The 24252-nt window shown below is 41.7% G+C and carries 26 protein-coding genes; 13 read left to right on the forward strand and 13 right to left on the reverse strand.

The annotated features are described in order from the left end of the window. Window positions 1–49: 49 nt before the first annotated feature. A complete protein-coding gene (locus GO009_RS02635; protein ID WP_163624657.1) occupies window positions 50–670 on the forward strand; it encodes a JAB domain-containing protein in 621 nt (206 codons plus the stop codon). 11 nt (window positions 671–681) lie between these two features. Here the strand turns inward: GO009_RS02635 and GO009_RS02640 are convergent, their stop codons facing one another. The 8 genes from GO009_RS02640 to GO009_RS02675 all read right to left on the reverse strand — a co-directional run bounded on the left by GO009_RS02640 (window position 682) and on the right by GO009_RS02675 (window position 6743). Further along, window positions 682–1548, reverse strand: a complete 867-nt coding sequence (locus GO009_RS02640; RefSeq protein ID WP_163624659.1) for a hypothetical protein — start codon at window positions 1546–1548, stop codon at window positions 682–684. Next, a complete protein-coding gene (locus GO009_RS02645; RefSeq protein ID WP_163624661.1) occupies window positions 1548–2372 on the reverse strand; it encodes a HipA family kinase in 825 nt (274 codons plus the stop codon). The genes GO009_RS02640 and GO009_RS02645 overlap by 1 nt, the downstream gene beginning before the upstream one ends. 186 nt (window positions 2373–2558) lie before the next feature. Next, window positions 2559–2936 (reverse strand): DUF302 domain-containing protein, encoded by a 378-nt coding sequence (locus tag GO009_RS02650; protein WP_163624663.1) that lies wholly within the window; start codon window positions 2934–2936, stop codon window positions 2559–2561. A 9-nt stretch (window positions 2937–2945) separates the two neighbouring features. Beyond that, window positions 2946–3830, reverse strand: a complete 885-nt coding sequence (locus GO009_RS02655) for a helix-turn-helix domain-containing protein (protein ID WP_163624665.1) — start codon at window positions 3828–3830, stop codon at window positions 2946–2948. Between the two features lie 313 nt (window positions 3831–4143). Continuing rightward, window positions 4144–4560 (reverse strand): nuclear transport factor 2 family protein, encoded by a 417-nt coding sequence (locus tag GO009_RS02660; RefSeq protein WP_163624667.1) that lies wholly within the window; start codon window positions 4558–4560, stop codon window positions 4144–4146. A gap of 70 nt (window positions 4561–4630) precedes the next feature. Then, a complete protein-coding gene (locus tag GO009_RS02665) occupies window positions 4631–5098 on the reverse strand; it encodes a YHS domain-containing (seleno)protein (RefSeq protein WP_203532278.1) in 468 nt (155 codons plus the stop codon). Window positions 5099–5123: 25 nt separating this feature from the next. Further along, window positions 5124–5669 (reverse strand): carboxymuconolactone decarboxylase family protein, encoded by a 546-nt coding sequence (locus tag GO009_RS02670; RefSeq protein ID WP_163624669.1) that lies wholly within the window; start codon window positions 5667–5669, stop codon window positions 5124–5126. A 339-nt stretch (window positions 5670–6008) separates the two neighbouring features. Beyond that, entirely contained in the window at window positions 6009–6743 is a 735-nt protein-coding gene (locus tag GO009_RS02675) for a cysteine hydrolase (RefSeq protein ID WP_163624671.1), read from the reverse strand. A gap of 448 nt (window positions 6744–7191) precedes the next feature. Between GO009_RS02675 and GO009_RS02680 the strand changes: the two genes are divergently transcribed. The 6 genes from GO009_RS02680 (at window position 7192) to GO009_RS02705 (ending at window position 10067) form a co-directional block, all read left to right on the forward strand. Then, window positions 7192–7524: a hypothetical protein gene (locus GO009_RS02680; protein WP_163624673.1), complete on the forward strand. Its 333-nt coding sequence runs from the start codon at window positions 7192–7194 to the stop codon at window positions 7522–7524. A 162-nt stretch (window positions 7525–7686) separates the two neighbouring features. After that, a complete protein-coding gene (locus tag GO009_RS02685; protein ID WP_163624675.1) occupies window positions 7687–8196 on the forward strand; it encodes a hypothetical protein in 510 nt (169 codons plus the stop codon). A gap of 83 nt (window positions 8197–8279) precedes the next feature. Next, window positions 8280–9038, forward strand: coding sequence for a lipopolysaccharide assembly protein LapB (locus GO009_RS02690; protein WP_163624676.1), 759 nt, complete (start codon window positions 8280–8282; stop codon window positions 9036–9038). Window positions 9039–9143: 105 nt separating this feature from the next. Further along, on the forward strand, window positions 9144–9350 hold the full coding sequence (locus GO009_RS02695; protein ID WP_163624677.1) for a (4Fe-4S)-binding protein: 207 nt from the start codon (window positions 9144–9146) through the stop codon (window positions 9348–9350). 6 nt (window positions 9351–9356) lie between these two features. After that, window positions 9357–9641, forward strand: a complete 285-nt coding sequence (locus tag GO009_RS02700; protein WP_163624678.1) for a GNAT family N-acetyltransferase — start codon at window positions 9357–9359, stop codon at window positions 9639–9641. A gap of 9 nt (window positions 9642–9650) precedes the next feature. Then, on the forward strand, window positions 9651–10067 hold the full coding sequence (locus tag GO009_RS02705; protein ID WP_163624679.1) for a thiol-disulfide oxidoreductase DCC family protein: 417 nt from the start codon (window positions 9651–9653) through the stop codon (window positions 10065–10067). Here the strand turns inward: GO009_RS02705 and GO009_RS02710 are convergent. Both GO009_RS02710 and aroC read right to left on the reverse strand, forming a co-directional pair. Then, a complete protein-coding gene (locus GO009_RS02710) occupies window positions 10064–11401 on the reverse strand; it encodes a dicarboxylate/amino acid:cation symporter (RefSeq protein WP_163624680.1) in 1338 nt (445 codons plus the stop codon). The genes GO009_RS02705 and GO009_RS02710 overlap by 4 nt on opposite strands. A gap of 58 nt (window positions 11402–11459) precedes the next feature. Next, window positions 11460–12524, reverse strand: a complete 1065-nt coding sequence (aroC, locus tag GO009_RS02715; protein WP_163624681.1) for a chorismate synthase — start codon at window positions 12522–12524, stop codon at window positions 11460–11462. A gap of 356 nt (window positions 12525–12880) precedes the next feature. Here aroC and GO009_RS02720 point away from each other — a divergent pair, with 356 nt between their 5' ends. Next, window positions 12881–13801, forward strand: coding sequence for a UDP-2,3-diacylglucosamine diphosphatase (locus GO009_RS02720; protein WP_163624682.1), 921 nt, complete (start codon window positions 12881–12883; stop codon window positions 13799–13801). Here GO009_RS02720 and GO009_RS02725 read toward each other — a convergent pair. Further along, window positions 13772–16675 carry an FAD-binding and (Fe-S)-binding domain-containing protein gene (locus tag GO009_RS02725; RefSeq protein WP_239057369.1) on the reverse strand — a complete coding sequence of 968 codons (2904 nt, stop codon included), beginning with the start codon at window positions 16673–16675 and terminating at the stop codon, window positions 13772–13774. The genes GO009_RS02720 and GO009_RS02725 overlap by 30 nt on opposite strands. A 101-nt stretch (window positions 16676–16776) precedes the next feature. Between GO009_RS02725 and GO009_RS02730 the strand changes: the two genes are divergently transcribed. Beyond that, the gene (locus tag GO009_RS02730) at window positions 16777–17277 is read left to right on the forward strand and encodes a hypothetical protein (protein ID WP_163624684.1); all 501 of its coding nucleotides are present in this window, start codon (window positions 16777–16779) and stop codon (window positions 17275–17277) included. A gap of 99 nt (window positions 17278–17376) precedes the next feature. Next, window positions 17377–18498, forward strand: coding sequence for a TlpA disulfide reductase family protein (locus GO009_RS02735; RefSeq protein ID WP_163624685.1), 1122 nt, complete (start codon window positions 17377–17379; stop codon window positions 18496–18498). 398 nt (window positions 18499–18896) lie between these two features. Here GO009_RS02735 and GO009_RS02740 read toward each other — a convergent pair whose 3' ends face one another. After that, window positions 18897–19547, reverse strand: coding sequence for a rhomboid family intramembrane serine protease (locus GO009_RS02740; RefSeq protein ID WP_163624686.1), 651 nt, complete (start codon window positions 19545–19547; stop codon window positions 18897–18899). Window positions 19548–19600: 53 nt separating this feature from the next. On the opposite strand from GO009_RS02740, the gene GO009_RS02745 reads away from it, so the two are divergent. Beyond that, window positions 19601–20512 (forward strand): lysophospholipid acyltransferase family protein, encoded by a 912-nt coding sequence (locus tag GO009_RS02745; protein ID WP_163624687.1) that lies wholly within the window; start codon window positions 19601–19603, stop codon window positions 20510–20512. Here the strand turns inward: GO009_RS02745 and glmM are convergent. Beyond that, window positions 20509–21897 carry a phosphoglucosamine mutase gene (glmM, locus tag GO009_RS02750; protein ID WP_163624688.1) on the reverse strand — a complete coding sequence of 463 codons (1389 nt, stop codon included), beginning with the start codon at window positions 21895–21897 and terminating at the stop codon, window positions 20509–20511. The two genes, GO009_RS02745 and glmM, sit on opposite strands and share 4 nt — an antisense overlap. 91 nt (window positions 21898–21988) lie before the next feature. Here glmM and GO009_RS02755 point away from each other — a divergent pair, with 91 nt between their 5' ends. Further along, window positions 21989–22582, forward strand: a complete 594-nt coding sequence (locus GO009_RS02755) for an ACP phosphodiesterase (protein WP_163624689.1) — start codon at window positions 21989–21991, stop codon at window positions 22580–22582. Then, a complete protein-coding gene (gene ggt / locus GO009_RS02760; RefSeq protein ID WP_163624690.1) occupies window positions 22570–24252 on the forward strand; it encodes a gamma-glutamyltransferase in 1683 nt (560 codons plus the stop codon). The genes GO009_RS02755 and ggt overlap by 13 nt, the downstream gene beginning before the upstream one ends.

Genomic DNA, 24252 nt, shown 5'->3' on the forward strand with positions numbered 1-24252 from the left:
ACGGGCATGGACTACCTTTCCCAAACCCAAAAATGATAACATACCTACCATGAACGTACGGCTTACCAAAGAACAAAAGATTAAAGTGCTCAACTCCGCGGACATATATGCGATCATGCAGCAGGTATTGCTGCGCGAGAACAAGATACGCCGCAACCAAGAGCATTTTTGGGTGGTGGGGCTTAACCACAACAACAAAATTTTGTTTGTGGAGCTTATTGGCCTTGGGGCGAGCAACCGCGTAAATGCCGACCCGCCCGATGTGTTTAGGATGGCGATCTACAAACTGGCCAGCAAGCTGATCTTGGTGCACAACCACCCCAGCGGCTCGCACGAGGTTACCGATGCCGATATTACCTTTACCGACCATATGCTAAAAGCGGGCAAACTGATAAAAGTGGAGGTGCTGGACCATTTGGTGATCACCGAAACCAACTATACCAGTTTTGCCGACCAAGGTGTGATGGACAAACTCCAAAAAAGCGGCCTGTTTGAAATTATGGACCCCGAAAGGCAGGAACTGGAACAGTTTAAAATTGATACCGAGAAAAAGCGGGCGGAAAAAGAAAAGGCCATCAGTATTGCCAAGTCCTTAAAAGCTAGCGGAATGTCCGATGCTGACATTAAAAAGCATACGGGGTTGAGTTTGAAGGTTATTGGGGGGATTTGATTAGTCTTTCCTTAATTAAGAAATTTTGTTGCATTGGTTTCAAAAACACGTTCAGCAACAATATCTGACTGATCAGGATGTAATATATCAATTAGCTTGTTGTTATAAACCCTGTCCCAAATCTTATACGTTTCACTCTTTACATCTTTAGGTTCATTTGCAATGAGATAAAATCTATTGTCCTTAAGACTTTTACTATACTTATAACTAAGGGATGTTATCAAAGTAATATAGTGAGAAACGTATTTATCAACAGTTTGATGAGAATGTTCAAATGACAGAGATTTAGCCCCTACTAAAGATCCATTCATTCCGATACAGTCTAATTCGTATGGAAAAATGATATCAGAAATTAAATTACTGTCAATTTTAATATTAGTATGAATTCTTTCCTCTACTTTAGAAATCAACCTTTTTTGAACATGAGATTTGATTATTAGAAGATCTTCTTCCCCTTTATTATCTTTTATATGTTCAACAGGGTCAACATAAAGCTTGAACAGCTTATCCAAGTCAATTGAATGAGAATCCAGAATTAGTTTCGGAGAACCGAATTGAATTAACCCCGTGGTGTAAGCATTAAGGTAAGTGAAATAATCTGATTTTAATTGACTATTATACTCTGTTAAATCAAACAGCCCTATTGTCCCCTCTAAATTGATACTTTTATTAATTTCTTCAATTCTTTTTTCAAGTTGCTTTATCGCAAAATCAATATCATCAGAATCAGACTGAAAAAGTCTTTTGGCTATACTTTTTTTATAATCAGAAAATTTAAACAAAAGCCTGGTGCCATCATTAACAATGATTCCAGTAGAAATACTGTCATTCACCGTCATGTCGGTCACTATTTTTACTATGCTATAAAATTTCTTCATTAGTTTGAAAGCCTATATATATGTTCGGCAAACACTTTTTCGTTTCTTTCTTGATTGAATAGAAATTGACTCAGAAAGTTAGTCAAGTCATTGTTCAAACCCAAATCAATTGGGATATTATTAATGATCTTTTCAAAGTTTTTCAGTGATTCTTCAAGGCAAAAATAGAAATATTCTCTTTCTGATTTAACGAAAGATTCATCAATGTTCGTATAGCGCTTTACAATTTTGGCTAAATCCGATAGTATTATATGGTCATTAATTGATGGAGAAAAGTGTTTTGGATTCAAGTCCTGATAAGGAAGAGTTTCAAAAATGAATGCGTGATCAATTGCAGTGATGGTATACTTCCCACCATCATCAATTGAAAGAATTAAATTTTGATTTGTAGGCTTTCTATCATCGTTTGACACCCATAAATCGAAGAGACCAATTCTTAAAATATCAATCGGATTGCAAAGTTTGTTAAAAACAGACTTGTTTTTGGCAACTGTAAATTCATTTAAATCTAATTTTTTGGGAAGCACTCTTGATCCAAAAGAAGAATAGTTATAAAACCTGGCTTGATGATTATTTGAATAACCGACTACAAGCGACGAATCAATCTTTAAGATTGCACAACCAGGAGTAGGTATCTTCCAGCATTGAAGGAGCCCATTTGCTAGAAATTCATTAACAAGGTCAAATGCAGGTATTCTTCCTTTAGAGTTTTTAACAACATATTTTTCATAATCTTCACCTATAGTTAGAAGAGGACTGTGACCATCGGTGTAGATTTCCCTATCAACAGATATTGCATTTATTACACTAATAGGTTCAAGCATAGACTTTTGAAAATATTTTCAAAGTTAAATGCTTTTATTTCAGAATTAACAGGAAAGAATTTACACTTATCAACAGTAAAATGTTGATTAATAAACCATTAATTTATCAAGGTCACCAAATAGCACTCTGTATAACGCTATCAATCTTTCTCAAACATTCAAAAAAATCCAAAAATCCAACCCTCCTTAAAAAGAAAGTATCCCCTGCACCCGCTCCAACAACTCTTCCACCATTGCAGCGTCCAACCCATAACCCTGTAAGCTGCCCACCGGATTTTTAAAACTCAGTTGGGCGGTGGTCTCATCCAGTTGGTGCAATACCAGTTTTAGGGGAATATCGTTTATGGCCAAAGGATCGTTCGTCATGATCTCCGCAATATATTTCGGGTGGAAAAAGAGCAATTGCCGCAAGGGCGGTATGCTTACGCCATGCTTCGCCACAATGGCTTGGGTGTCAATCTCGTGCAGGAGCAAAAAGCCGTGCTCCACAATGCGTTTTTTCAAGGCGACGTAAACCTGCCCAAAGGGCATAGGCAGGGTTTGGTGTATTACATGTGTTTTCATAGGGTTGGGTTACGCCATGGCGGCACGGGCAAAGCCCACCGTTTCGCGATAGGTTTTGGGCGAAATGTCCGCATTGTTCTTAAAAAATCGGCTAAAGTAGTGCTCATCGTCATAGCCAAGGTCGTAGGCAATCTCTTTTACCGTTTTGTTGGTGAGGTACAGCTCGCGCTTGGCCTCAATAATGATCCGTTCACTAATCAGATTGGTCATAGTCTTCTTAAAATGGTTTTTGGTCATCTTGGCGAGGGCCTTGGGGCTAATGTTCAATAAATCGGCATATTCCCTGGCAGAATGTTTGGTCTTGTAATGGGTCTCTATCAGGTTTTTCAGCTTTTGCAGGATAAATGGCTCCTTCTCGTCCGGGGTGCCCTCCAAGGCTTCGGGCTGTTGCTTGGCCTTGGCACGGGAGGCCGTGATCAAAAATATTTTAAGGTAAGAGACCAACAGCTCGTACTGTGCCAGTTCCGATTTCTGTACCTCGGTGTACATCTGCTCCAGTACCAGTTCAAAACTTTGGCACATCTCATCGGTAACGCAGAGCATGGGCGGACTGTAAATATTGTTGAAGAGCACCCCATTGCAGGCAACCTGTTCGTGGTGCTTGTGAATGCAGAAAAAATCGGGATGGAAATTCAACACCACGCCCTCAATGGGTTCTTCCTCGGTTAGGGTAAAAGGTTGATAGGGCGTTACGGCAATTAGGGTGTTTGACGTAAACGCGTACTCCGAAAAGTCCACTTGGGCGGTACCCCTCCCCTTTTTTATCCAGATCAAGGAATAGTAATTTAAACGGTGCGTGTCGCAAAACTGGCAGCTATCCTCAAACTCGGAGAGTTTAAAGGCCAAATTCCCCGTTTGTTCGTCGATGAGCGTGTTGGTGTTGTAGATGTCCATGTATGTTCAGTTAGCAGTTGTCAGTAGGCAGTTAGCAGTTATCAGTTTTCAGTAATCAGTTTTCAGGTCGAGTTTTTCGACTGGGCTCTAGATCAACCAAGGCGTCATTTCGAGTGGTTTTTGGACCGGGGTCCAAAAATTGTATAGAAATCCTTCTTGCATGCCAAAACCTTGTCAGGTCGAGTCTTTCGACTTCGCTCAAGATAAACTCAAATCGAGACCGCACAATGAGCCATTGAATTTGATAACTTCTCGACTGCTCCTTCGACTACGCTCAGGATGACAGCTCGAAGTGACATATCTTCAAAATTGACTAAAGTCTTCTCTCCGATTCATCTATCGGCAGGTCGTTGATACTGGCATAACGTTTCTGCATTAGGCCGTGCTCGTTGAATTCCCAATTCTCGTTTCCATAGGCGCGAATCCACGCTCCTTCGGCATTTTGGTATTCGTATTCAAAACGAACTGCAATCTTATTGTCGGTAAAGGCCCATAGTTCCTTTCTTAATTTGTAATTTTTTTCTTTTTGCCACTTTTCCGTCAAAAAGGCAACTACTTCCTCTCGCCCGGTTATAAACTGCGAACGGTTGCGCCATTCGGTGTCCACAGTGTACGCTTTACTTACTTTTTCGGGGTCTTGGCTGTTCCAGGCATCTTCGGCCAGTTGTACTTTTTCCTTGGCAGTCGCCTCCGTAAAGGGTGGCAATGGGTATTTTTTTTCTATTTCCATGGTTGTGCTTTTATAAAATTGAGAAAGGGCAGGACCTATGGCGGGGCCCTACCCTATCAGCTAATTAAAACTACTTGCTGTGTTGCACTTTGGGCCAATTGGCATGTGCTGCCTTTTTGAGCTCCGTGGTACGTTGCCCCCAATCTTCGTAGGTGTTGAACGGTTCCCCGTTGAACGGACCGTTAAAGAAAAGGTACAATTTGCCGTCGATTACCGTATAGGTTTCCGGGTTGATGGGAAATTTGGCCTCTTTGGCCCCCACGCCCCAGGCACAATACCCATCGAACTGAGGTAAATAATTGTTGGGAGACTTTTTAAAGGCATTCTGATTTGCCTTGCTCGAAAAGTAATACGTAGCACCATGATTATTTACCGCATAGCTTTTGCTCCCTTTTTGAGCCTCTCCAGAAAAATAGGAGACTACATCGTACCCGCCAATGGCAAGACCAGTATCGTCTACCGGAGGGGTTTGTGCCTGCATGCTGACGGCAGCGAAGAACACAAAACCCAGAAGCACTAGATTTTTAATCGTTTTCATCTTTTCTGATTTTAAAGGTTATTGACTATACCGTTGCGGCTTCCACTACGGGAAAGTCGATATCGGTATTGGCCGTATTGTTGAAATAATTGGTCAAAATGTTCAAGGCTACGTGCGCCACGATCTCGCCCACGGCACCATCGGAAAAACCGGCAGCTTTTACGGTTTCTACATCTTCGGCGGAAACGCGTCCGTTTTTGGAAATCAAGGTTTTTGCAAACTGAAGTGCCGCGGCCACTTTGGGGTCGGAGTTGATGCCATCCCTAGCGGATTGAAGCGTAGTGGTGTCGATGCCTACCAATTTTTCGCCGATAAAGGAGTGTGCGGAAAGGCAGTAGTTACAGACGTTGGATTCGGCAACGGTCAAGGCCAACAATTCGCCCAATTTTCCGCCCAAGGACCCTTTGCCCAAGGCATCGCTCAAGTTCAAATAGCCTTCCAATACGGCTGGGGAGTTACCCATGGTTTTCATCATGTTGGGCACCATGCCCAATTTGCCTTGGATGCCTTCAAATAATTCTTTTGATCTTCCGGTTGCTTCCTTTGGATCTAATGCTTGTAAACGTGTCATAACTTTCTGTTTTTTTAATGAATAAATGGTTTGTCATTATTGACATTACAAAGGTGCGGCGATGTGTGTTCAGATAAAATGGACAGATGTCGCAACTGCATGGACAATTTTCCCTTTGGGTACTCAAACTGATGAATAGCAACTAAAAAGAATTGCTATGCGTCATTCTGAATTTATTTCAGAATCTCACCGAGTGATGACCCAATCATGATGAGAACCTGAAACAAGTTCAGGTTGACGAAAACTACATCTTAGCCAGATGACTCTCAACAAAAAAGAAGGGCCGAACCTATGGTTCGACCCTTCTTCACTCCACTGTAACATCACGCTCACTGATGTTTATTTGATTGGATGCATTTTCAATTCCTTCACCAATTCATCTGTGGTAAATACTTTACTGGAAATCATTTTGTAGTTGGTCTGGGCAGCTTGGTCGCCGTCCAATCCAGGCAGTTTGGCAGAAGCGGTGGCGTCGCCCACAACAGCAACTTCAAAGCCGTTCTCCACCAGTTCCCTCATGTGCGATTCGGCACAAAGGTTACCTGACATACCTGCCAAGATCACTTTGTCCACTCCTTGTTTGCGCAACTGAAGGGCCAAATCGTTGGATTCGGAACCGAATACTTTATGTGGACTGGTCACCACTACCCTATCCTTGTTGATGTACTTTTTGTAACGGGGCAACCAATCGGCTCCCGAACCTTCAAATCCTTTAACGTTCAATTGGTCTCCACGGTCGAACATGTTGATGTTGTGCATCAATTTTTCAAGGGTTCCCTCGAACTTCCACACGTGATCATGCTCGTAGTAATAGTGTGGAGAAACAAATACGGGAATGTTGTACTCTTCGCCCAATTTAAAAATGGTCTCCAGGTTCTCAATGGTGTTGTTTTCCTGAACGCTCTGTCCCACGGCACCCCAAGCCACTCCATCGGGACTTAGGAAATCGTTTTGTGGGTCGGTAATGACAATGGCGGTGGTTCCGTCAATGGCAAAACCGGGTTCTGGCAATTGGGCATACACGCCCGTTACGGTAATCAAGAACAGTGTTAATGTTCGCATCAAATTTTTCATGGTATTCTTTTTTAACTGATTAAACTTAAATTTTGATGGAACAAAGTTGCGGCAATGCCATGGGCGAAAAAATGGACAAACTTCGCCACTCAATGGACAGTTTTCCCCTTGGTTTTACTCGGTATAAAATTTTGTTGCTTCAAAAACACCATTCGTCAATCCAAATGAGCCATTCGTCAATTGCATGCGTAAAATATTTGCATAAAGTGTAGTTTCGCCCTCAAAATAAGAGTATGACTACATTAGAAACTATAAACGCCTTACAGATATTCTGCTTGGTAGCATTGGGGTTTATTATTTACATAGCCGGATGGCTCCATGGTGCCCATTGGGGCAAAAGAAACAAGGTTTAATACAATAGCCAGGTATATATTGGCGTTGAATCCATTCCAAACCAACTTAAACCTACTTAGCCATTTTTTGGAGACACCCCAATATTGAGCGTATTTTGGCCTATTTCGGCGATGGGCGATACACCATTAAGATCGACATGCTACGCACCGGGGAAATACGCTATTTGTGTTGGCACAAGAGCAATAGTATTTTGGCCGAACCCAACTTGATCCTTCGGAACGGAAAAATGAAGCAGGCCCCGAACGGAGAAAACACGGAATATGTTTTTTTATTTGAAGAACGGGTTTTTACCGTAGAACACATTGCTTCAAAAGTGAAGGGAGGGACAAATTACTTTTTTATCGAGGTCACCGATGAGTATCATAAAAAGAGTACATGGAAAATGGAGCAAATACCCATTCCCAAATACTTTCGCCACTTAGTTTGACCCGTATTGCATTTTGATACTGTTTTGAGTGATATTAGTTGTTTTTATTCTTGATGTTGTTTTTAACGAAAAATCAGCGAAATTAGCATCGTGCACCATTAAGGTTAGATCTTGCTTTGTAAAGTCCTGTTCAGGAAATTGGCCTACTAAATTTACTAAAAGATGAATTTTAAGCATTCACTTATTGTGCTATCTTCCATATTGGTGTCATGTAATTCCACTGACAAGAATTCACCGACTTATTCCCGTTGGGTTGGAGATATTGCACACGACCCACAAATAGACGGGGAACATTTTCAACCATGCCATGGAGATGACCAAATTTATCAATACTTCAATATGCAGCGAGGTTTGCAGTTTGAAGGAGAAAAAATAGCAATAGAGCGTTACTTCTTAAAAAACTATCAACCAGTAAAAACCAATCAATCAGGTTGGATAAGGGTACGCTTTATAGTCAACTGTATAGGGGAAACGGGAAGGTTCAGAATATTAGAGTCCGACGAAAACTACCAGGAAAGACCATTTGACAAAAAAATATCACATCAATTATTACAATTATCAAAAAAGTTGAAAGGATGGGAAATCCAAACCAAAGACGAGGAGCCTGTAGATTATTATCAGTATTTAATATTCAAAATCAATAATGGTGAAATTGAAAAAGTAATGCCATGAAAAAACTGCTATTTTTTATTTTCCTTCCAATCAATCTATTACATGCCCAACCAAATTGCAATTATTTTAAATATACTGGGCAAATGGAACGCTACAAGGCGTGTTTGGCAGCCGAAAAAATTTCCGAACATTATCAGTTCACCAGAGAATTTCAATCCATCCTCGACAGCGCCATTACCATAGACCCCACATGGGATTACCCATATAGGGCAAAATCCACGGCCTATTTAAAGAGTGGCGATTTTATTACATGGAAAAAATTGATAGACAAAGCTGTTGCGTACGACACCTTGGCCAATTTATATTATCGGGGGCGGTGTAGGTTTAATTTTTTTAGGGATTATAAAGGGGCCATAGCAGATTTTAAGATGCTTAAACAGGTAATTTACAACCAAAATAAGGTCAAAGAATTATTGATTCATGATGATACCCACGTAGATACTTTTTTAGCCCTGTGCTATAGATCTTTGGGAGAAACAGAAAAAGCCATCGAAATAATGACATCCAGAATGGCCACCCCTTCCTACTCTTCCGGATTGTTTGATCATTTACATTTGGGCTGCATGTATTTGGAACAAGAAGAATACATTGAGGCGATAGAACAGTTCAAAAAACAGGAAGCCATTAACGATTTGGCCGAAAATAGATTTTACATTGCCATTGCCTATAAGAATGTCCTTGATCAAGAAAATTATCTAATTAATTTAAAAACAGCCAAAGAATATCTTCAACAGGGCAAGCGGGTCCACGACTACTATGTGGAAAATATTGATAAAATTTATTGGGCAAATATTCTGGAAGAAGAAAAGGGCATACCAAAAGGGATATCGGTTCAGAAATAAAATTGAACAAACTATAGTATCTTTACTTAAGCTGAATCAGCATTCTTAGTTGCATCAATTTTTGACCAAAATATTGGTGACAACAAAATATAAACTGGTACAATTATGACAACGAAAGAGTACACCAACGGAGAGGTCACCATATTATGGCAGCCCGAAAAATGCATTCATTCTGGAATATGCGTCAAAACATTGCCCAAAGTTTACAACCCTAAAGAAAAGCCTTGGGTCAAACCCGAAAATGCCACTAGTCAGGAGTTGATAAATCAAGTATCTAAATGTCCTTCGGGCGCATTGAGTATAAAAAAGTAAGGTGTTTTGGTTAAAATAGAGAGAGAAGAAAATCAAAGAAAAGGTAGGTTTGCAATCTACGATGAGGGCAAATTTGCTGGCGAAATGACTTATACTTGGGCCGGAACAACCAAATTTATTATAGACCATACCGGAATTGAAGAAGCGTTCGGAGGAAAAGGATATGGAAAAATGTTGGTGATGAAAGCCGTAGAATTTGCTAGAGAAAAAGGCGTGAAAATTTTACCGCTCTGTCCATTTGCAAAAGCAGAATTTGATAAAAACAGTAGCATTGCAGATGTCAGGTTTTAGTCAAGTGTTATGAACAAGTTGGAAAACGGTAAAAAAATAATTCTGTTCGATGGGGTCTGCAATTTGTGCAATGGTTCTGTCCAATTTGTAATCAAACGGGACAAAAAAGATGTATTCCGCTATGCGGCCTTGCAAAGTGAGGCTGGACAAGAATTGGTAAAGCAACGCAATATTGATACCAGTAAGGTGGACTCCATTATCCTTATCGAACCCGGAGTGGCCTACTACACAAAATCCGACGCAGCTTTGGAAATTGCCCAAGACCTTGGTGGATTATGGAAATTGACCGCTGTTTTTACATGGATTCCCACTTCTGTTCGAAACGGAATCTATGATTTTATTGCCCAAAACCGTTATAAATGGTTTGGCAAGCAAGAATCTTGTATGATTCCCACACCTGAGTTAAAGGCCAAGTTTTTGGATTAACTATCCTTTCCTTTTACTTCATCCAAATGATCATCCCATTCCTCTACATGCGGGTCCCCAAGTTTATCAACAGATTTGGCAACCAACATGGAAACGGTAGCATCACCGGTAACATTTACAACAGTTCTACACATATCCAACGGTCTATCAACGGCGAAAATCAAGGCCAAACCAATGGCCAATTTATCGGCCGGGAATCCAATGGACTCCAATACGATGACCAACATTACCATTCCTGCACCTGGAACTGCTGCTGAACCAATCGACGCCAATAAGGCCGTCAAAACGATGGTCAACTGGTTACCAAAGGTTAGGTCAAACCCAAGGGCTTGCGAAATAAATACTGCGGCCACACCTTGGTACAGGCTTGTGCCGTCCATATTAATGGTAGCGCCAACGGGCAACACAAAACTGGATACTTCTTTGTCCACACCAATGTGTTCCTCTACCCTTTCCATGGTCACAGGCAAAGTGGCTGCACTGGAACTGGTCGAGAAAGCCAATAATTGTGCAGGACTTATCTCTTTTAAAAACCAAAATGGATTTTTCTTGGTAACTAGCCCTACAATAGTCGCATAGAATACAATCATTAAGGCAAGCCCCAATACTACCACACCAGCATATTTCAACAGGGCCAATAACAAGTCTGGATCACTTGATGATACCACTACGCCCGCCAATAAGGCAAATACAGCGTAAGGGGCCGTCAACATGATCAAATCCACCATTTTTAGGACGACATAGTTGAGGGAATCGAAAAAATCTTTTAAGGGCTTTGCCTTTTTCTCCCCGATCAATAACATGGAAATACCAAGAAAAATGGTGAAGAAGATAACCTGAAGCATCAACGCATTGTCAGTCATTGCCGCCAAAGCATTGTCCGGTACCATATCTTCCAAAAATTGTAAGGGTCCGCTGTCCTTTTGTCTGGAAGCCTCTTCCAGTTTGGAGGTAACACCCGCATCTCCGGCGTAGGTGTCGGTAAGTTTGGTTACCGTTTCTTCCGAAATTCCACTACCTGGATTCAATACATTTACCAACAAAAGTCCGATGGTGATTGCCACCACCGTTGTGACGATGTAAGTTCCAATGGTCCGGAGGCCTATATTTCTGAATTTTGAAATGTCTTTAAGATCGGAAATCCCTTTGACCAAAGATGCCAAAATAAGCGGTATGGCAATTAACTTGAGAAGTTTTACAAAAATGGTACCTAAAGGCTGAATCCAATCATTTACAAATTCCTTGCCCCAGCTAATTTGTGTCATCGCAAATCCAAAAAGAATACCAAGTAGCATCCCGATTAGGATTTGCCAGTGCAATTCCAGTTTCTTCATAAAAAGTTAAGTTAGCGACGGAAAGATACTTTTTTGAATGGAAACGTCCTAACGCGGGCTAAATTTTGTTGGTTCGGGCCAAAAGTGAGTAGTCTGCCAAAACCAATGCTGCCATAGCTTCTACAATGGGAACTGCCCTTGGAACAACACATGGATCGTGCCTTCCCTTACCCTGCGTGGTCACTTTTTCGCCTTCCTTATTGATGGTCTCGTAGGATTGTAGTACCGTGGCCACAGGTTTAAAAGCCACACTGAAATAAATATCCATTCCATTACTGATTCCACCTTGAACCCCACCACTGCGATTGGTTTTTGTAGTGCCATCCGTATTGAAAGCATCGTTATGTTCGCTTCCTTTCATGGCAACTCCAGCAAAACCACTTCCGTACTCAAAACCTTTTACGGCATTGATGGACAACATGGCCTCTCCCAAGCGGGCATGAAGTTTATCAAAAACAGGTTCGCCTAAACCAATAGGTACATTTTGTATGACACAGGTAATTACGCCACCAATGGTATCGCCCTCTTTTTTGATGGATTTGATGTAGTCCTCCATCTTCTGGGCGGTTTCGGTGTCGGGACAACGAACGGCATTCGACTCGATATTTGAAAAATCCAATTCTTGATAAGGCTTGTCCAATTTCATCTCCCCAACTTGGGAGACAAAGGCGTTTATTTTAATATCACTTAAAAATTGCTTTGCAATGGCGCCTGCCACTACCCTACTGGCCGTTTCACGAGCGGAGCTTCTTCCACCACCCCGGTAATCACGGAAACCATATTTTTTATCATACACGTAATCCGCATGCGATGGTCGGTACGAATCTTTGATATGTGAATAATCTTTCGACTTTTGATTGGTGTTATGAATGGCAAAGCCAATCGGCGTACCCGTAGTTTTCCCTTCGAACACTCCCGAGTAAATCTCGACTGTATCAGGTTCCTTTCGCTGGGTTACAATAGCGGATTGCCCGGGCTTTCTTCTGTTCAACTCCTCCTGGACCTTTTCCAAGTCCAATGTTATCCCTGCAGGACAACCATCAATGATGCCCCCCAATGCTTTTCCGTGAGATTCACCAAAGGTGGTGAGTCTAAAAAGTTGTCCAAACGAATTTCCTGCCATTCGGTATAAAAATTATTTTGCTTTCAAAGGTAGATGTTACAAATCTAATTCAAAAACAAGGTTTTGGCTTTCTAATTGTCCTTAAATACTTCATAGTAGTGTTTTTGGTGTCATGTTGAACTTGTTTCAACATCTCATCCTGTTAAAGATGAGCATCTTTATGTGACCCTGAATCAAGTTCAGGGTGACGTTGATAATATTATGACCCATTACGGATATTCAATTTTAGCTTAATGTTATTGTAACATAATTCATCTTAACGTGATATTTTTTTAACAATATGCTCATGAATTAATGATTTGAATTTGATTTCTATTTTATTCCAATCTTTTTAATTTGTATTAAACCCTATACCATTGAAAAAAAGGAAGATAGAACTGGCGGTTATCTCGGATGTGCATCTGGGAACCTATGGCTGCCATGCAGATGAACTCATCACGTATCTAAACAGTATACAGCCTAAAAAGCTGATTTTGAACGGAGATATTATTGATATTTGGCAGTTTAGCAAGCGTTATTTCCCGCCTTCCCATCTTAAAGTGTTGAGGAAGATCATCGGAATGGCCTCAAAAGGAACCGAAGTTTTCTATATCACTGGAAATCATGATGAAATGCTTCGTAAGTTCAGTGACACTTCAATGGGGAATTTTAAAATCATGAACAAATTGGTGCTGAACCTGGATGGCAAAAAAGCTTGGATTTTTCATGGTGATGTATTCGATGTCTCCATTCAGAACGCCAAATGGTTGGCAAAGTTGGGGGGTTACGGCTACGACCTGCTTATTTTGATCAATAGCTTCCTCAATTGGTGTTTGGCAAAAATGGGACGTGAAAAATACTCCTTGTCCAAAAAAATAAAAAATAGCGTAAAGGGTGCCGTCAAGTACATCAATAATTTTGAAAAGACCGCGGCAGAGCTTGCCATAGAAAACGAATATGATTATGTGGTTTGTGGACACATCCATCAACCCAAAAAGGAGATATACGAAAACAAACACGGTAGTTGCACCTATTTAAATTCAGGGGATTGGGTGGAAAACCTGACCGCTTTGGAATATTCTTTCAAGCGTTGGAGAATCTATCACTACAATCACGATAGACTATCCCCGTTCTTTGTTGACGAGGATTTAAAGGAAATGGACATGAACGACCTTATCGCCTCCATTACCGACAAAGAAGTCCGCATTGAAGATGTCACGGAAGAACACCTCAGCGAAATTGAAGAAGAAAACGTTGATCAGGACTTCTTAGATGACAAGGGCCTGTCTCAAGATTGAAACCGGATGCTGCGCCTCCCTTTTCGTCCCATCCTTAATTTGATGCCTACAACTTGTTCCATTGGCCGCAATCAAAGTTTCTACAGGGCTTTTCTCCACGGCTGGGAACAACTTTAGTCCACCTACCTGCATACTTACTTCGTAATGCTCTTTTTCGTAACCAAAAGAACCCGCCATACCGCAACAACCTGATGGTATGATGGTCACTTTGTAGTTTTTGGGCAGATTCAACACATCAAAGGTCACCTTTTGGTTGCTCAATGCCTTTTGATGGCAATGCCCGTGAATTTTGATGGTCTTCTCCTCATCGGTAAAACTGTCCGAAGAAATATGCCCCGCTGCAATTTCGGCAGCCAAAAACTCTTCGATCAAAAATGAATTGGATGCCAACTTGCTTAATTGCTCCTTATCCTCATGCAATCGTTGGTACTCATCCCTGAACGATAAAATTGCAGAAGGTTCCAGCCCCACAATTGGAGTTCCTTGGTTTAAAACATCTTTGAGGTTCTCCATATTCTGGGCCACCAATTTTTTGGCTTGCTTCAAAAACCCTTTGGACAGATAAGTTCTGCCGCTTTCACCATAAAACAATTCCACATCATAACCCAATCTGCACAATAGCTCAATGGCATCCTTGCCGACCTGAATATCCAAATACTTCACAAACTCATCAATATAAAGGACAATTTGCTTTTTGGAAATGTCAGTTCGCTTTACCCGATACTTTTTTAAATGATTTTTAAAATCAAATCGGCCTACTTTGGGCAAATGACGCTCTGGCGCAACCCCCACTGCTTTTTTAAGCATTCCCCCGATGGATTTGGACTCGTACATCCAATTGGTAATACCGGCAACTTTGCTGCCTATGGCATTTAATTGCGTATTGTAGGCAAATAATTTGCTTCGCAACGAATACCCGTTAGCTTCTTGATAATTGTACAAGAATTCCGCTTTAAGGGCGGCAACATCCACATTGCTGGGACATTCACTGGCGCAGGCCTTGCAGCTCAAGCAAAGGTCAAAAGCCGTTTTAAGTTCTTCGTGATCGAACCGATTGCTTTTTTCTGAATTGGTCAAAAACTCCCGCAATGCATTGGCCCTAGCGCGTGTTGTATCCTTTTCATCTTTAGTGGCTTGGTAACTGGGACACATGCCCCCGTTCATGTGATGACTTTTTCTACAGTCGCCACTACCGTTGCATTTTTCTGCTGCCTTTAAAATACCTTCGCTATCCGAAAAGTCCATCAAGGTTTCAACATCTGGTTCATTACGGTCAACTTCGTATCGAAGGGATTCATCCATAGGGTAGGCATCCACAATTTTACCAGGGTTGAGCACCAAATTTGGGTCGAAAAGTGCTTTTACTCTTTTTAAAAGTTCATAATTGGTTTCGCCTATCATCAGCGGGATAAACTCGGCACGAACAATACCATCGCCATGCTCTCCACTAAAACTTCCTTGATACTTTTTGGTGAGTTTGGCCACATCGGTAGTGATGCTCCGGAACAAAACTACATCCTCGGACTTTTTTAGATTGAGAATGGGTCTCAAATGCAATTCGCCAGCACCGGCATGGGCATAGTACACCGCATCTTGATTGTACCCTTTCATGATTTGGGAAAACTCCCCGATGAAATCTTTTAAATCCTCCAAAGCCACGGCCGTATCTTCAATACAGGCTACCGCTTTTCTGTCCCCCACCATATTGCCCAATAGGCCTAGCCCTGCCTTTCGCAGCTCAATGGCTTTATTGATGTCGTCACCGTACAAAATGGGGTTGGCATAGCTCAAACCTGATTTTTCAATGGTTTTTAGCAACTCATCTAGCTGTTGGTCCAATTCTTCCTTGGAATCGGCCTTTACCTCCAACATCAAAATCCCAGCGGGATCCCCTTCCACAAAAAAACGGTTGGCCAATTGCGCCCTATTGTTTTTTGTACAGTCAAGAATCACTTTGTCCATCATCTCGCATAAATGCAGACTATGCTGCATCACAGGTGCCACATCGCTCAAACAATCCTCCAAAGTTTTGTAATGCGTGGCCACCATCGCCGCATATGGTGGTGGCAAATCATCCAACTGAAGCGTAACTTCGGTGGTAAAGGCAAGGGTGCCTTCACTCCCTGATAGCAGTCTGCACAAATTGAAATTGACATCTTCTTCTCCAAAAATATTGTTCTTGAGCAGTTCATCAACCGCATATCCAGTATTTCTTCTGTGAATACTGGGTTTAGGGAACTCCGCTTTTATATTGTTTTGTATTTCTGGATTGGAAAGTTCTTCGTACAATTTATCGTAGATCTTGGCTTCCAACGAATCGCCCTTTTTCCTTTCTTCAAATTCCTTTTTTGATATTTCCGAAAAGAATGCATCACTTCCATCAGATAATACACACTGCATAGCAATTACCTTATCTCGGGTAACCCCATATTGTATGGAAGTGGTGCCCGAGGAATTGTTCCCGACCATTCCACCGATCATACATCGGTTGGAGGTAGAGGTATTTGGCCCAAAGAAAAGACCAAATGGTTTTAAATATTGATTAAGCTCATCCCGAACTACACCAGGCTGTACGGTAACTTGCTTTTTATCCTTATCCAGACGAACAATTTTGGTGAAATACCGGCTCACATCCACCACTATACCTTCTCCTACACACTGACCGGCCAAAGAAGTACCCGCAGTCCGAGGAATGAGCCCAACCTTGTTTTTATTGGCAAATACAAGCAAGGTTTTTAGATCCTCGGTATTTTTAGGGTAAGCTACCGCAGTAGGCAACTTCCTATATACAGAGGCATCCGTTGCATAAATGGCCTTGCTCAATTCATCGAACAACAACTCGCCTTTCATTGCTTCAGAAAGGTCTTTTAACATTTTTTTATCCAATTTGGAATACTTTATGGGAACTAAAACGGTTTTTCAAACGTAAATCTAACACAAAACTATCTCTAATTTTTAACTTAAAAGAGAAACACATGAAGATTACCACATTATTTGCAGCACTTATGTTATTTGCAACAGCCAGCTTAAGTGCACAAAGTATATCCGAACATGCCCTTGGGCTACGATTGGGTGACAGCGACGGCTTTGGTGCCGAAATTTCCTACCAAAAATCCATTGGGCAAAATAACCGTGCCGAATTTGACCTCGGTTGGAGGGACAGCAGACATTTTGACGCGTTTAAATTGACAGGAGTGTATCAATGGGTACACCAATTGGACGGCAACTTTAACTGGTACTATGGCGTTGGCGGCGGATTGGGAAGCGTGGATTTTGATCATCCAGACCCTGATTTTGACGATGATTACGATGGACTTTTTGTGTTTGCCGCCGGGGATATCGGGATAGAATATGATTTTGACATTCCTTTGCTACTCTCCTTGGACTTTAGACCTGAAATAGGTTTGGTAGGTTACGACGGTTTTGACAACGATTTTGATTTTGATATAGCTCTGGGTATCCGATACCAATTCTAATTGCATATACATTTAAGAAGAACCCTTGGCCTTACCAAAACGCCAAGGGTTTTTTTATGCCATAAGTATTGAATACCTTAGCAATCTAAACATTTTGAAATGAAAAGACTATTTGCAATATCTTTGGGAGTTCTGTTTTTAACATCTTGTAATTCCGATCCCAAAGGATACACTTTAAAAGGCACCATAACCGGCGAACCCGAAAATGGCACCCAAATATTTTTAAAAACCACGGATTCCGTCAACCAATTGGTGGATGTTGATACCGCAACGGTCCAAAATGGTTTGTTCAGCTTTAGTGGAGACCAGGTAGAACCCAAAATGCATTATATTTTTGTTGATAAAGTTCGGGGAAACGTCCCTGTGATTGTCGAAAATGGAGCTATTGAAGTAGAGTTCCAAAAGGACAGTATTGCCCATGCTGAAATAAAAGGAACTGTTCAGAATGATCTGTTCATGGACTTTTTGTCCGAATCCCGAAAATTGTCCGATCGTGCAAGATCTATGCAAAACGATATGCGAGTGGCCGCCCAACAAAAGGATACCGCCACAGTTACAGCATTGCGGGAAGAATTTATCGAGTTCCAGGAAGATGCCAAAAACTTCAACATTGATTTTGCCAAGAACAACCCCAACGCATACGTATCCGTACTCGTTATAGGAAATCTTTTGGCCACCAAAGCAGTCCCTGTCGATGAAATAAAAGCAATTTTTGAAAGTCTTTCACCTGAAATGAAAGCAACCGAACCAGGTAAAAAAATAGCAGAGCAACTGGAAAACTTGAAATCCACTGAAATTGGTGCCAAAGCACCGGACTTTTCAGCCCCTACCCCAACCGGTGATGTACTTGCACTCAGCGATGTTACAAGCAATGCCAAACTTACTTTAGTAGATTTTTGGGCCGCTTGGTGCAGACCATGTCGTGCAGAAAACCCGAACATTGTTTCCGTTTACAAAAAATATCACGAAAAAGGCTTTGATGTGTTGGGCGTTTCTTTGGACAACAAAGAAGAGCATTGGAAAAACGCCATTGAATCCGATGGATTGGAATGGAACCATATTTCCAATCTACAGCGTTTTCAAGACCCAATCGCTCGTTTGTACAACATCAATGCGATTCCTGCTGCATTTTTATTGGACGAAAATGGTGTTATCGTGGCAAGAGACCTTAGAGGTCCTGCATTGGAAGAAAAAGTAGCCGAAATTCTAGGTAAGAGCTAGGCAACAAAATATATTTTAGATAAAAGGAGGTCTTGATAATTTCAAGGCCTTTTTTTGTTTTATAATTGCAACAGGTACGAGTGTCATTCCGTCCCGATAGCTATCGGGATTGCTTCGGAATCCCATAGGAGTGAGACTCTGAAACCAGTTCAGCGTGACGGGATTTCTGACACTCCCGCTGGTCGGTTCGAAATGACATGAAATAATTAGTGGCCATTTGTGCAATTCGTGTCTACCATAGGCTAGGGTTATTGGAATTTGGAGTTTGATGCATGAAGTCCGAAATCAGTTTGCAGTAACCCAATGACTACACAATCTCTAAACTCCTAACTTCAGAAGTCTTGGTTCTTGGCTCTCTTGTCTTTGCACTTGAACTTGATGCTTATATACTTGAAAACCTAAATCTTCCCCATCTTATCCAACACAAATAGTATGATAATCGGAATAGCAAGCAATATCACAATTAAAGTGTCCGTAACAAAAAGCTCCGGTTTAAACAGCAATGTAGTTGCATACCCCCCAATGGCACCTCCAAAGTGAGCGGTATGGCCAATATTGCCCATTCGGCTCTTCATGCCCCAAATCGAGTACAATAAATAAGCAATACCCAGTACATAGGCAGGTAACGGAATAGGGATGAACATAATGCCCAATTGCATGTCGGGGTTCAACAATATGGCAGCATAAAGAACCCCCATTACGGCTCCACTGGCGCCTACCGCGCTGTAAAAAGGTTCATCTTTATGAAAAACAAGCGCCAATAAGCTTCCCGCTATCAAACTGACCAAATAAATAATCAAGAATTTTATAGACCCGAACCAACCGATTACTACTGGAGCAAAAAAGTAAAGGGTAAACATATTCAGGAACAAATGCGAAATATCCACGTGCAAAAAGCCAGAGGTCACCATACGTTCCCGCTGACCTGCCTGTATGGCATTGATACTGAACTTATATCTATCAAAAAAAGCCATGTTGCCGAATCCACGAAGGGAAACCAAGACATTAGCAGCCATAATAGCAATAGTAGCGATATGTAAATTGAGCATGTAAATAAAGGTTTGGGTCCAAATATAGCTATATTTGCACACAAGAATAGTCTATGCAGCTGGTAGTTTATATCCTTGTTTATCCATTGCTCTGGTTGATTTCCAGACTTCCCTTTAAAGTCATTTATTTTATTTCCGATGGTGTCTACCTACTCTTGTACCATGTAATCGGGTATCGTAAAAAAGTGGTCCGTAACAACTTGGCCCTAGTTTTTCCCGAAAAGTCGGATGAAGAACGATTGATGATCGAAAAAAAATTCTTCAGGCACATGTGCGACATCTTCTTGGAAATGATGAAGACCATGGGCATGAGCAAAAAAGAAATTCAAAAGCGGTTCACCGTAACCAATATTGAGCTGCTCAATGGATTGGAAAAAAAAGGCATCAATACCATGCTTATGCTTCCCCATTATGCCAGTTGGGAGTGGGTATTGTCCTTGAACCTTCAAATCATATCCAAAGGCTATGGTATTTACCAAAAAGTAGAAAACAAATATTTTGATAGATTGGTGAGAAACATCCGAGGCAAATACAACACCGAGTTGATTTCAACCAAAGAATGCAGAAAAATCCTGAAAGAGGCAAAAGAAAGTAAGAAATTATTAATGGTCGGGATAATCAGCGACCAATCTCCCATGGTGAGCAGAGCCAAGTACTGGACCGACTTTATGGGCATTGTAGTTCCAGCTCACGTAGGAGGCGAAGAAATCTGCAAAGCAAACAATATTGTACCCGTATACCTGAAAGTTCGAAAAAAGAAAAGAGGGTATTATGAAGGTACATTTAAAATACTTACCGAAAACCCTACCGAAGTTCCTGATTACGGAATTACGGATGCCTTCTTAAGAGAAACAGAAAAATCCATTCGTGAGGCTCCGGAATATTACTTCTGGACGCATAAACGCTGGAAACACAAGGACAAAGTACCGAAAGAGTTCCAAAAAGAACCAAAAAAAACAGCCTAAATTCCCGCTACTTCCTTGATTTCACCAATGATTCGGTCGGCCAAGCCATCCGCTTCGTCCTGTGATTTTGCCTCGGTGTAAATTCGGATGATTGGCTCCGTATTCGATTTTCTAAGGTGCACCCAGTTTTCGGGGAAATCAATCTTTACTCCATCAATGGTTGACACCTCCTCATCTTTGTATTTGTTGTGCATGGCCTCCAAAAGGGCATCTACATCCAAATCAGGGGTGAGTTCGATTTTCTTTTTGCTCATAAAATAACTCGGATAGCTGGCTCGCAGTTCGGCAACGGTTCCGCCTCGCTCCGCCATCAACATCAAGAACAAAGCTGTCCCAACCAAGGCATCACGCCCATAATGGCTTTCTGGGTATATGATTCCACCATTGCCCTCGCCGCCGATAATGGCATTGTTGGCTTTCATTTTGGTCACCACGTTAACCTCGCCCACAGCAGCAGCTTCGTATGTACCGCCATGTTTTTCGGTAATATCGCGCAATGCTCTTGAAGATGATAGATTAGAAACCGTATTCCCCTTGGTTTTGGACAGTACATAATCGGCACAGGCCACCAAGGTGTATTCCTCTCCGAACATTTCCCCATCATTGCTGATAAATGCCAAACGGTCCACATCGGGGTCGACCACAATACCAAAATCAGCCTTTTCCTCAACAACTTTTTTACAGATGTCACCCAAGTGCTCCTTTAAAGGTTCTGGATTGTGCGGAAAGCGACCTGTTGGGTCACAATAGAGCTTTACCACTTCCACCCCCAATTCTTCGAGCAATTTGGGAATGGCAATGCCTCCCGTGGAGTTTACACCATCAACAACTACTTTGAACCCTGCTTTTTTGATGGTTTCGGCGTCTACCAAGGATAATTCCAGAACTTCATCAATATGAATGTCGATATAGGAATCATTTTTAATGATTTCGCCCAGATCATCCACTTCAGCAAATTCAAAACCCTCTTCTTCGGCCAGTTTTAAGATTTTGGCGCCCTCTTCTGCATCCAAAAATTCGCCTTTTTCATTCAATAATTTCAAAGCATTCCATTGCTTGGGGTTATGGCTAGCCGTTAAAATGATACCGCCGTCCGCTTTTTCCAGTGGAACCGCAATTTCTACGGTCGGTGTAGTGGACAATCCTAGGTCAATTACATCAATCCCCAACCCGACCAAGGTGGAAACCACTAAGTTCTGGATCATCTCGCCCGACAAACGGGCATCCCTTCCAATTACAACCTTCAATTTATCTTCATCTGCATACGATTTTAACCACGAGCCATAGGCAGCTGCAAATTTAACCGCATCAACAGGTGTTAAGTTGTCGTTTGTTTGGCCCCCAATGGTGCCTCGTATACCAGAAATGGATTTGATCAGTGTCATAATTGTTAAAAAAGTTTTTGCAAATATAGTTGGGCTTACCCGATTACATGTTTTGAATTTGTAAATTTCGACAGAAAAGGAATTTGCCCCGATGAACTTCTTAGCGCATATCTATCTCTCTTTTGATGATGAGGAAATCACTTTGGGTAATTTCTTTGCCGACCATATTCGCGGTAACAAATACAAACATTTGCCCGACAAAATCCAGAAAGGCATCCTCCTACACCGTGAAATCGACACCTTTACCGATGCACACCCCACTGTAAGACAAAGCAGTAAACGCCTGCACAAAAATTATAGTCACTACAGCCGAGTGATCGTAGATATTTATTACGATCATTTTTTGGCCAAAAACTGGAGTGATTATTCAGATGTGCCCTTGGAGGAATATGTCGAAAACTTCTATGATCTATTGGAGGACAATTATGATATACTCCCCATGGCCACCAAACGGATGATGCCCTACATGATTACGGACAATTGGCTGTTGAATTATGCAAATTTAGCTGGAATTGACCGAGTTTTGAACGGAATGAACCGCCGAACCAAGAACAAGTCCCGAATGAATTTTGCCATTTTGGACCTCGAAGAACACTATAGTGATTTCGAAAATGAATTCACTTCATTTTTTAAAGAATTGATTACCTTTTCCAACCAAAAATTTATTTCCCTATGCGAAGATTAATACTCTTTTTGCCCCTGATCTTATTCATCAATTGCAAGCAACAACCTGCAACACCAACCGGTCTGGTCACTGAAAAAGCCATGGTGGTATCCGCACGTGAAGAAGCTTCACAATTGGCTGTGGACATCATGAAAAAAGGCGGAAATGCCTTTGATGCCATGGTGGCAACGGAACTAACCCTTGTAGTCGCTTATCCGTTTGCGGGAAGCGTTGGCGGTGGAGGGTTTATGGTCTACCGGAAAAATAATGGCGAAGTTGGAGGAATCGATTATCGCGAAAAAGCTCCGTTGGCAGCCCATAAGGATATGTATTTGGATTCACTGGGCAATGTAATCCCGGGCATGAGCACTTCTGGAGGAACTGCAGTAGGAGTGCCCGGCACCGTGGCGGGTGTGCTCGAAGTGCACAAGAAATTCGGGAAACTTCCTTTGAAGGAAATCATACAACCTATTATCGAACTCGCCAACAAAGGTCTGGTGGTCACTGAAAAGCAAGCCAACCGATTGAAAGGATATAGGGAAAGATTCATTGAGGCCAATGGCGATAGCACCAAATTTGCAGGTCCTTTTGTCGCTGGAGACACCATAAAGCACCCAGCCTACGCCAAAACACTACAGAAAATCATGGAAGAAGGGCGTGATGGCTTTTACAAAGGCGAAGTGGCGCAAAAATTGGCTGCTTTTGTTCAGGAAAACGGCGGTTTGATCACAGAGGAAGATTTGGAAAAGTACGAACCGGTTTGGAGAGACCCCATTGTTTTTGACTACAAGGATGTAAAAATTATATCCATGAGCCCACCCAGTAGCGGAGGGGTGACCATCAACCAAATATTTAAAATGATGGAGCCTTATGATGTGTCAAAATTCGGACACAATTCAGCAAAAACCATCCAGTTGTTTACCGAGGCTTCGCGAAGAGCGTATGCCGATAGAAATTTCTTTTTGGGAGACCCCGATTTTGTGGACATACCATACGATATCTTGTTAAGTGATGATTATCTCCAAGATCGAATGTCCAATTTCTCTTTTGACAAGGCCACATTGTCATCAGAAGTGAGCCACGGGGAAGTGGAAATCGTTGAAAGTGATCAAACCACACATTTTTCTATTGTGGATAGCGAGGGTAATGCCGTTTCGGTCACATCAACTTTAAATGGCGGATACGGATCAAAATTATTCTGCGAGGAGTTGGGCATCTTTCTGAACAATGAAATGGACGATTTCAGTGCCAAACCCGGCGTACCCAACATGTTTGGGCTAATAGGTGCAGAAGCCAACAGTATTGCTCCTGAAAAACGTATGCTGAGCAGTATGACCCCCACAATTGTAGAAAAAGACGGGGAATTATATATGGTCGTAGGCACACCTGGGGGTTCAACTATAATCACAGCCGTTGCACAGACCATTTTAAATGTGTACGAGTTCAATTTGAGTATGCAAGATGCGGTAGGCGCACCAAGGTTCCACCACCAATGGTTGCCCGATATGATAATTTTTGAACCAGAAGGTTTTTCTGAGGAACTCATCAACGAGCTAAAATCCAAAGGATACATTATCAATAAAGAACGTACGCCCATCATCGGAAAAGTAGATGCTATTCGTGTACTGCCCAATGGTAAACTTGAAGGAGGAGCCGACAAACGTGGCGATGATACGGCAGTTGGATATTAA

It is taken from the genome of Allomuricauda sp. TY007, assembly GCF_010468565.1.
Lineage (GTDB): Bacteria > Bacteroidota > Bacteroidia > Flavobacteriales > Flavobacteriaceae > Flagellimonas.

Coding starts and splice junctions, on each gene's coding strand:
- GO009_RS02635 (WP_163624657.1), top strand. CDS start 50: ATGAACGTACGGCTTACCAAAGAACAAAAGATTAAAGTGCTCAACTCC.
- GO009_RS02640 (WP_163624659.1), bottom strand. CDS start 1,548: ATGAAGAAATTTTATAGCATAGTAAAAATAGTGACCGACATGACGGTG.
- GO009_RS02645 (WP_163624661.1), bottom strand. CDS start 2,372: ATGCTTGAACCTATTAGTGTAATAAATGCAATATCTGTTGATAGGGAA.
- GO009_RS02650 (WP_163624663.1), bottom strand. CDS start 2,936: ATGAAAACACATGTAATACACCAAACCCTGCCTATGCCCTTTGGGCAG.
- GO009_RS02655 (WP_163624665.1), bottom strand. CDS start 3,830: ATGGACATCTACAACACCAACACGCTCATCGACGAACAAACGGGGAAT.
- GO009_RS02660 (WP_163624667.1), bottom strand. CDS start 4,560: ATGGAAATAGAAAAAAAATACCCATTGCCACCCTTTACGGAGGCGACT.
- GO009_RS02665 (WP_203532278.1), bottom strand. CDS start 5,098: ATGAAAACGATTAAAAATCTAGTGCTTCTGGGTTTTGTGTTCTTCGCT.
- GO009_RS02670 (WP_163624669.1), bottom strand. CDS start 5,669: ATGACACGTTTACAAGCATTAGATCCAAAGGAAGCAACCGGAAGATCA.
- GO009_RS02675 (WP_163624671.1), bottom strand. CDS start 6,743: ATGAAAAATTTGATGCGAACATTAACACTGTTCTTGATTACCGTAACG.
- GO009_RS02685 (WP_163624675.1), top strand. CDS start 7,687: ATGAATTTTAAGCATTCACTTATTGTGCTATCTTCCATATTGGTGTCA.
- GO009_RS02690 (WP_163624676.1), top strand. CDS start 8,280: ATGGAACGCTACAAGGCGTGTTTGGCAGCCGAAAAAATTTCCGAACAT.
- GO009_RS02695 (WP_163624677.1), top strand. CDS start 9,144: ATGACAACGAAAGAGTACACCAACGGAGAGGTCACCATATTATGGCAG.
- GO009_RS02705 (WP_163624679.1), top strand. CDS start 9,651: ATGAACAAGTTGGAAAACGGTAAAAAAATAATTCTGTTCGATGGGGTC.
- GO009_RS02710 (WP_163624680.1), bottom strand. CDS start 11,401: ATGAAGAAACTGGAATTGCACTGGCAAATCCTAATCGGGATGCTACTT.
- aroC (WP_163624681.1), bottom strand. CDS start 12,524: ATGGCAGGAAATTCGTTTGGACAACTTTTTAGACTCACCACCTTTGGT.
- GO009_RS02725 (WP_239057369.1), bottom strand. CDS start 16,675: ATGTTAAAAGACCTTTCTGAAGCAATGAAAGGCGAGTTGTTGTTCGAT.
- GO009_RS02730 (WP_163624684.1), top strand. CDS start 16,777: ATGAAGATTACCACATTATTTGCAGCACTTATGTTATTTGCAACAGCC.
- GO009_RS02735 (WP_163624685.1), top strand. CDS start 17,377: ATGAAAAGACTATTTGCAATATCTTTGGGAGTTCTGTTTTTAACATCT.
- GO009_RS02740 (WP_163624686.1), bottom strand. CDS start 19,547: ATGCTCAATTTACATATCGCTACTATTGCTATTATGGCTGCTAATGTC.
- GO009_RS02745 (WP_163624687.1), top strand. CDS start 19,601: ATGCAGCTGGTAGTTTATATCCTTGTTTATCCATTGCTCTGGTTGATT.
- glmM (WP_163624688.1), bottom strand. CDS start 21,897: ATGACACTGATCAAATCCATTTCTGGTATACGAGGCACCATTGGGGGC.
- GO009_RS02755 (WP_163624689.1), top strand. CDS start 21,989: ATGAACTTCTTAGCGCATATCTATCTCTCTTTTGATGATGAGGAAATC.
- ggt (WP_163624690.1), top strand. CDS start 22,570: ATGCGAAGATTAATACTCTTTTTGCCCCTGATCTTATTCATCAATTGC.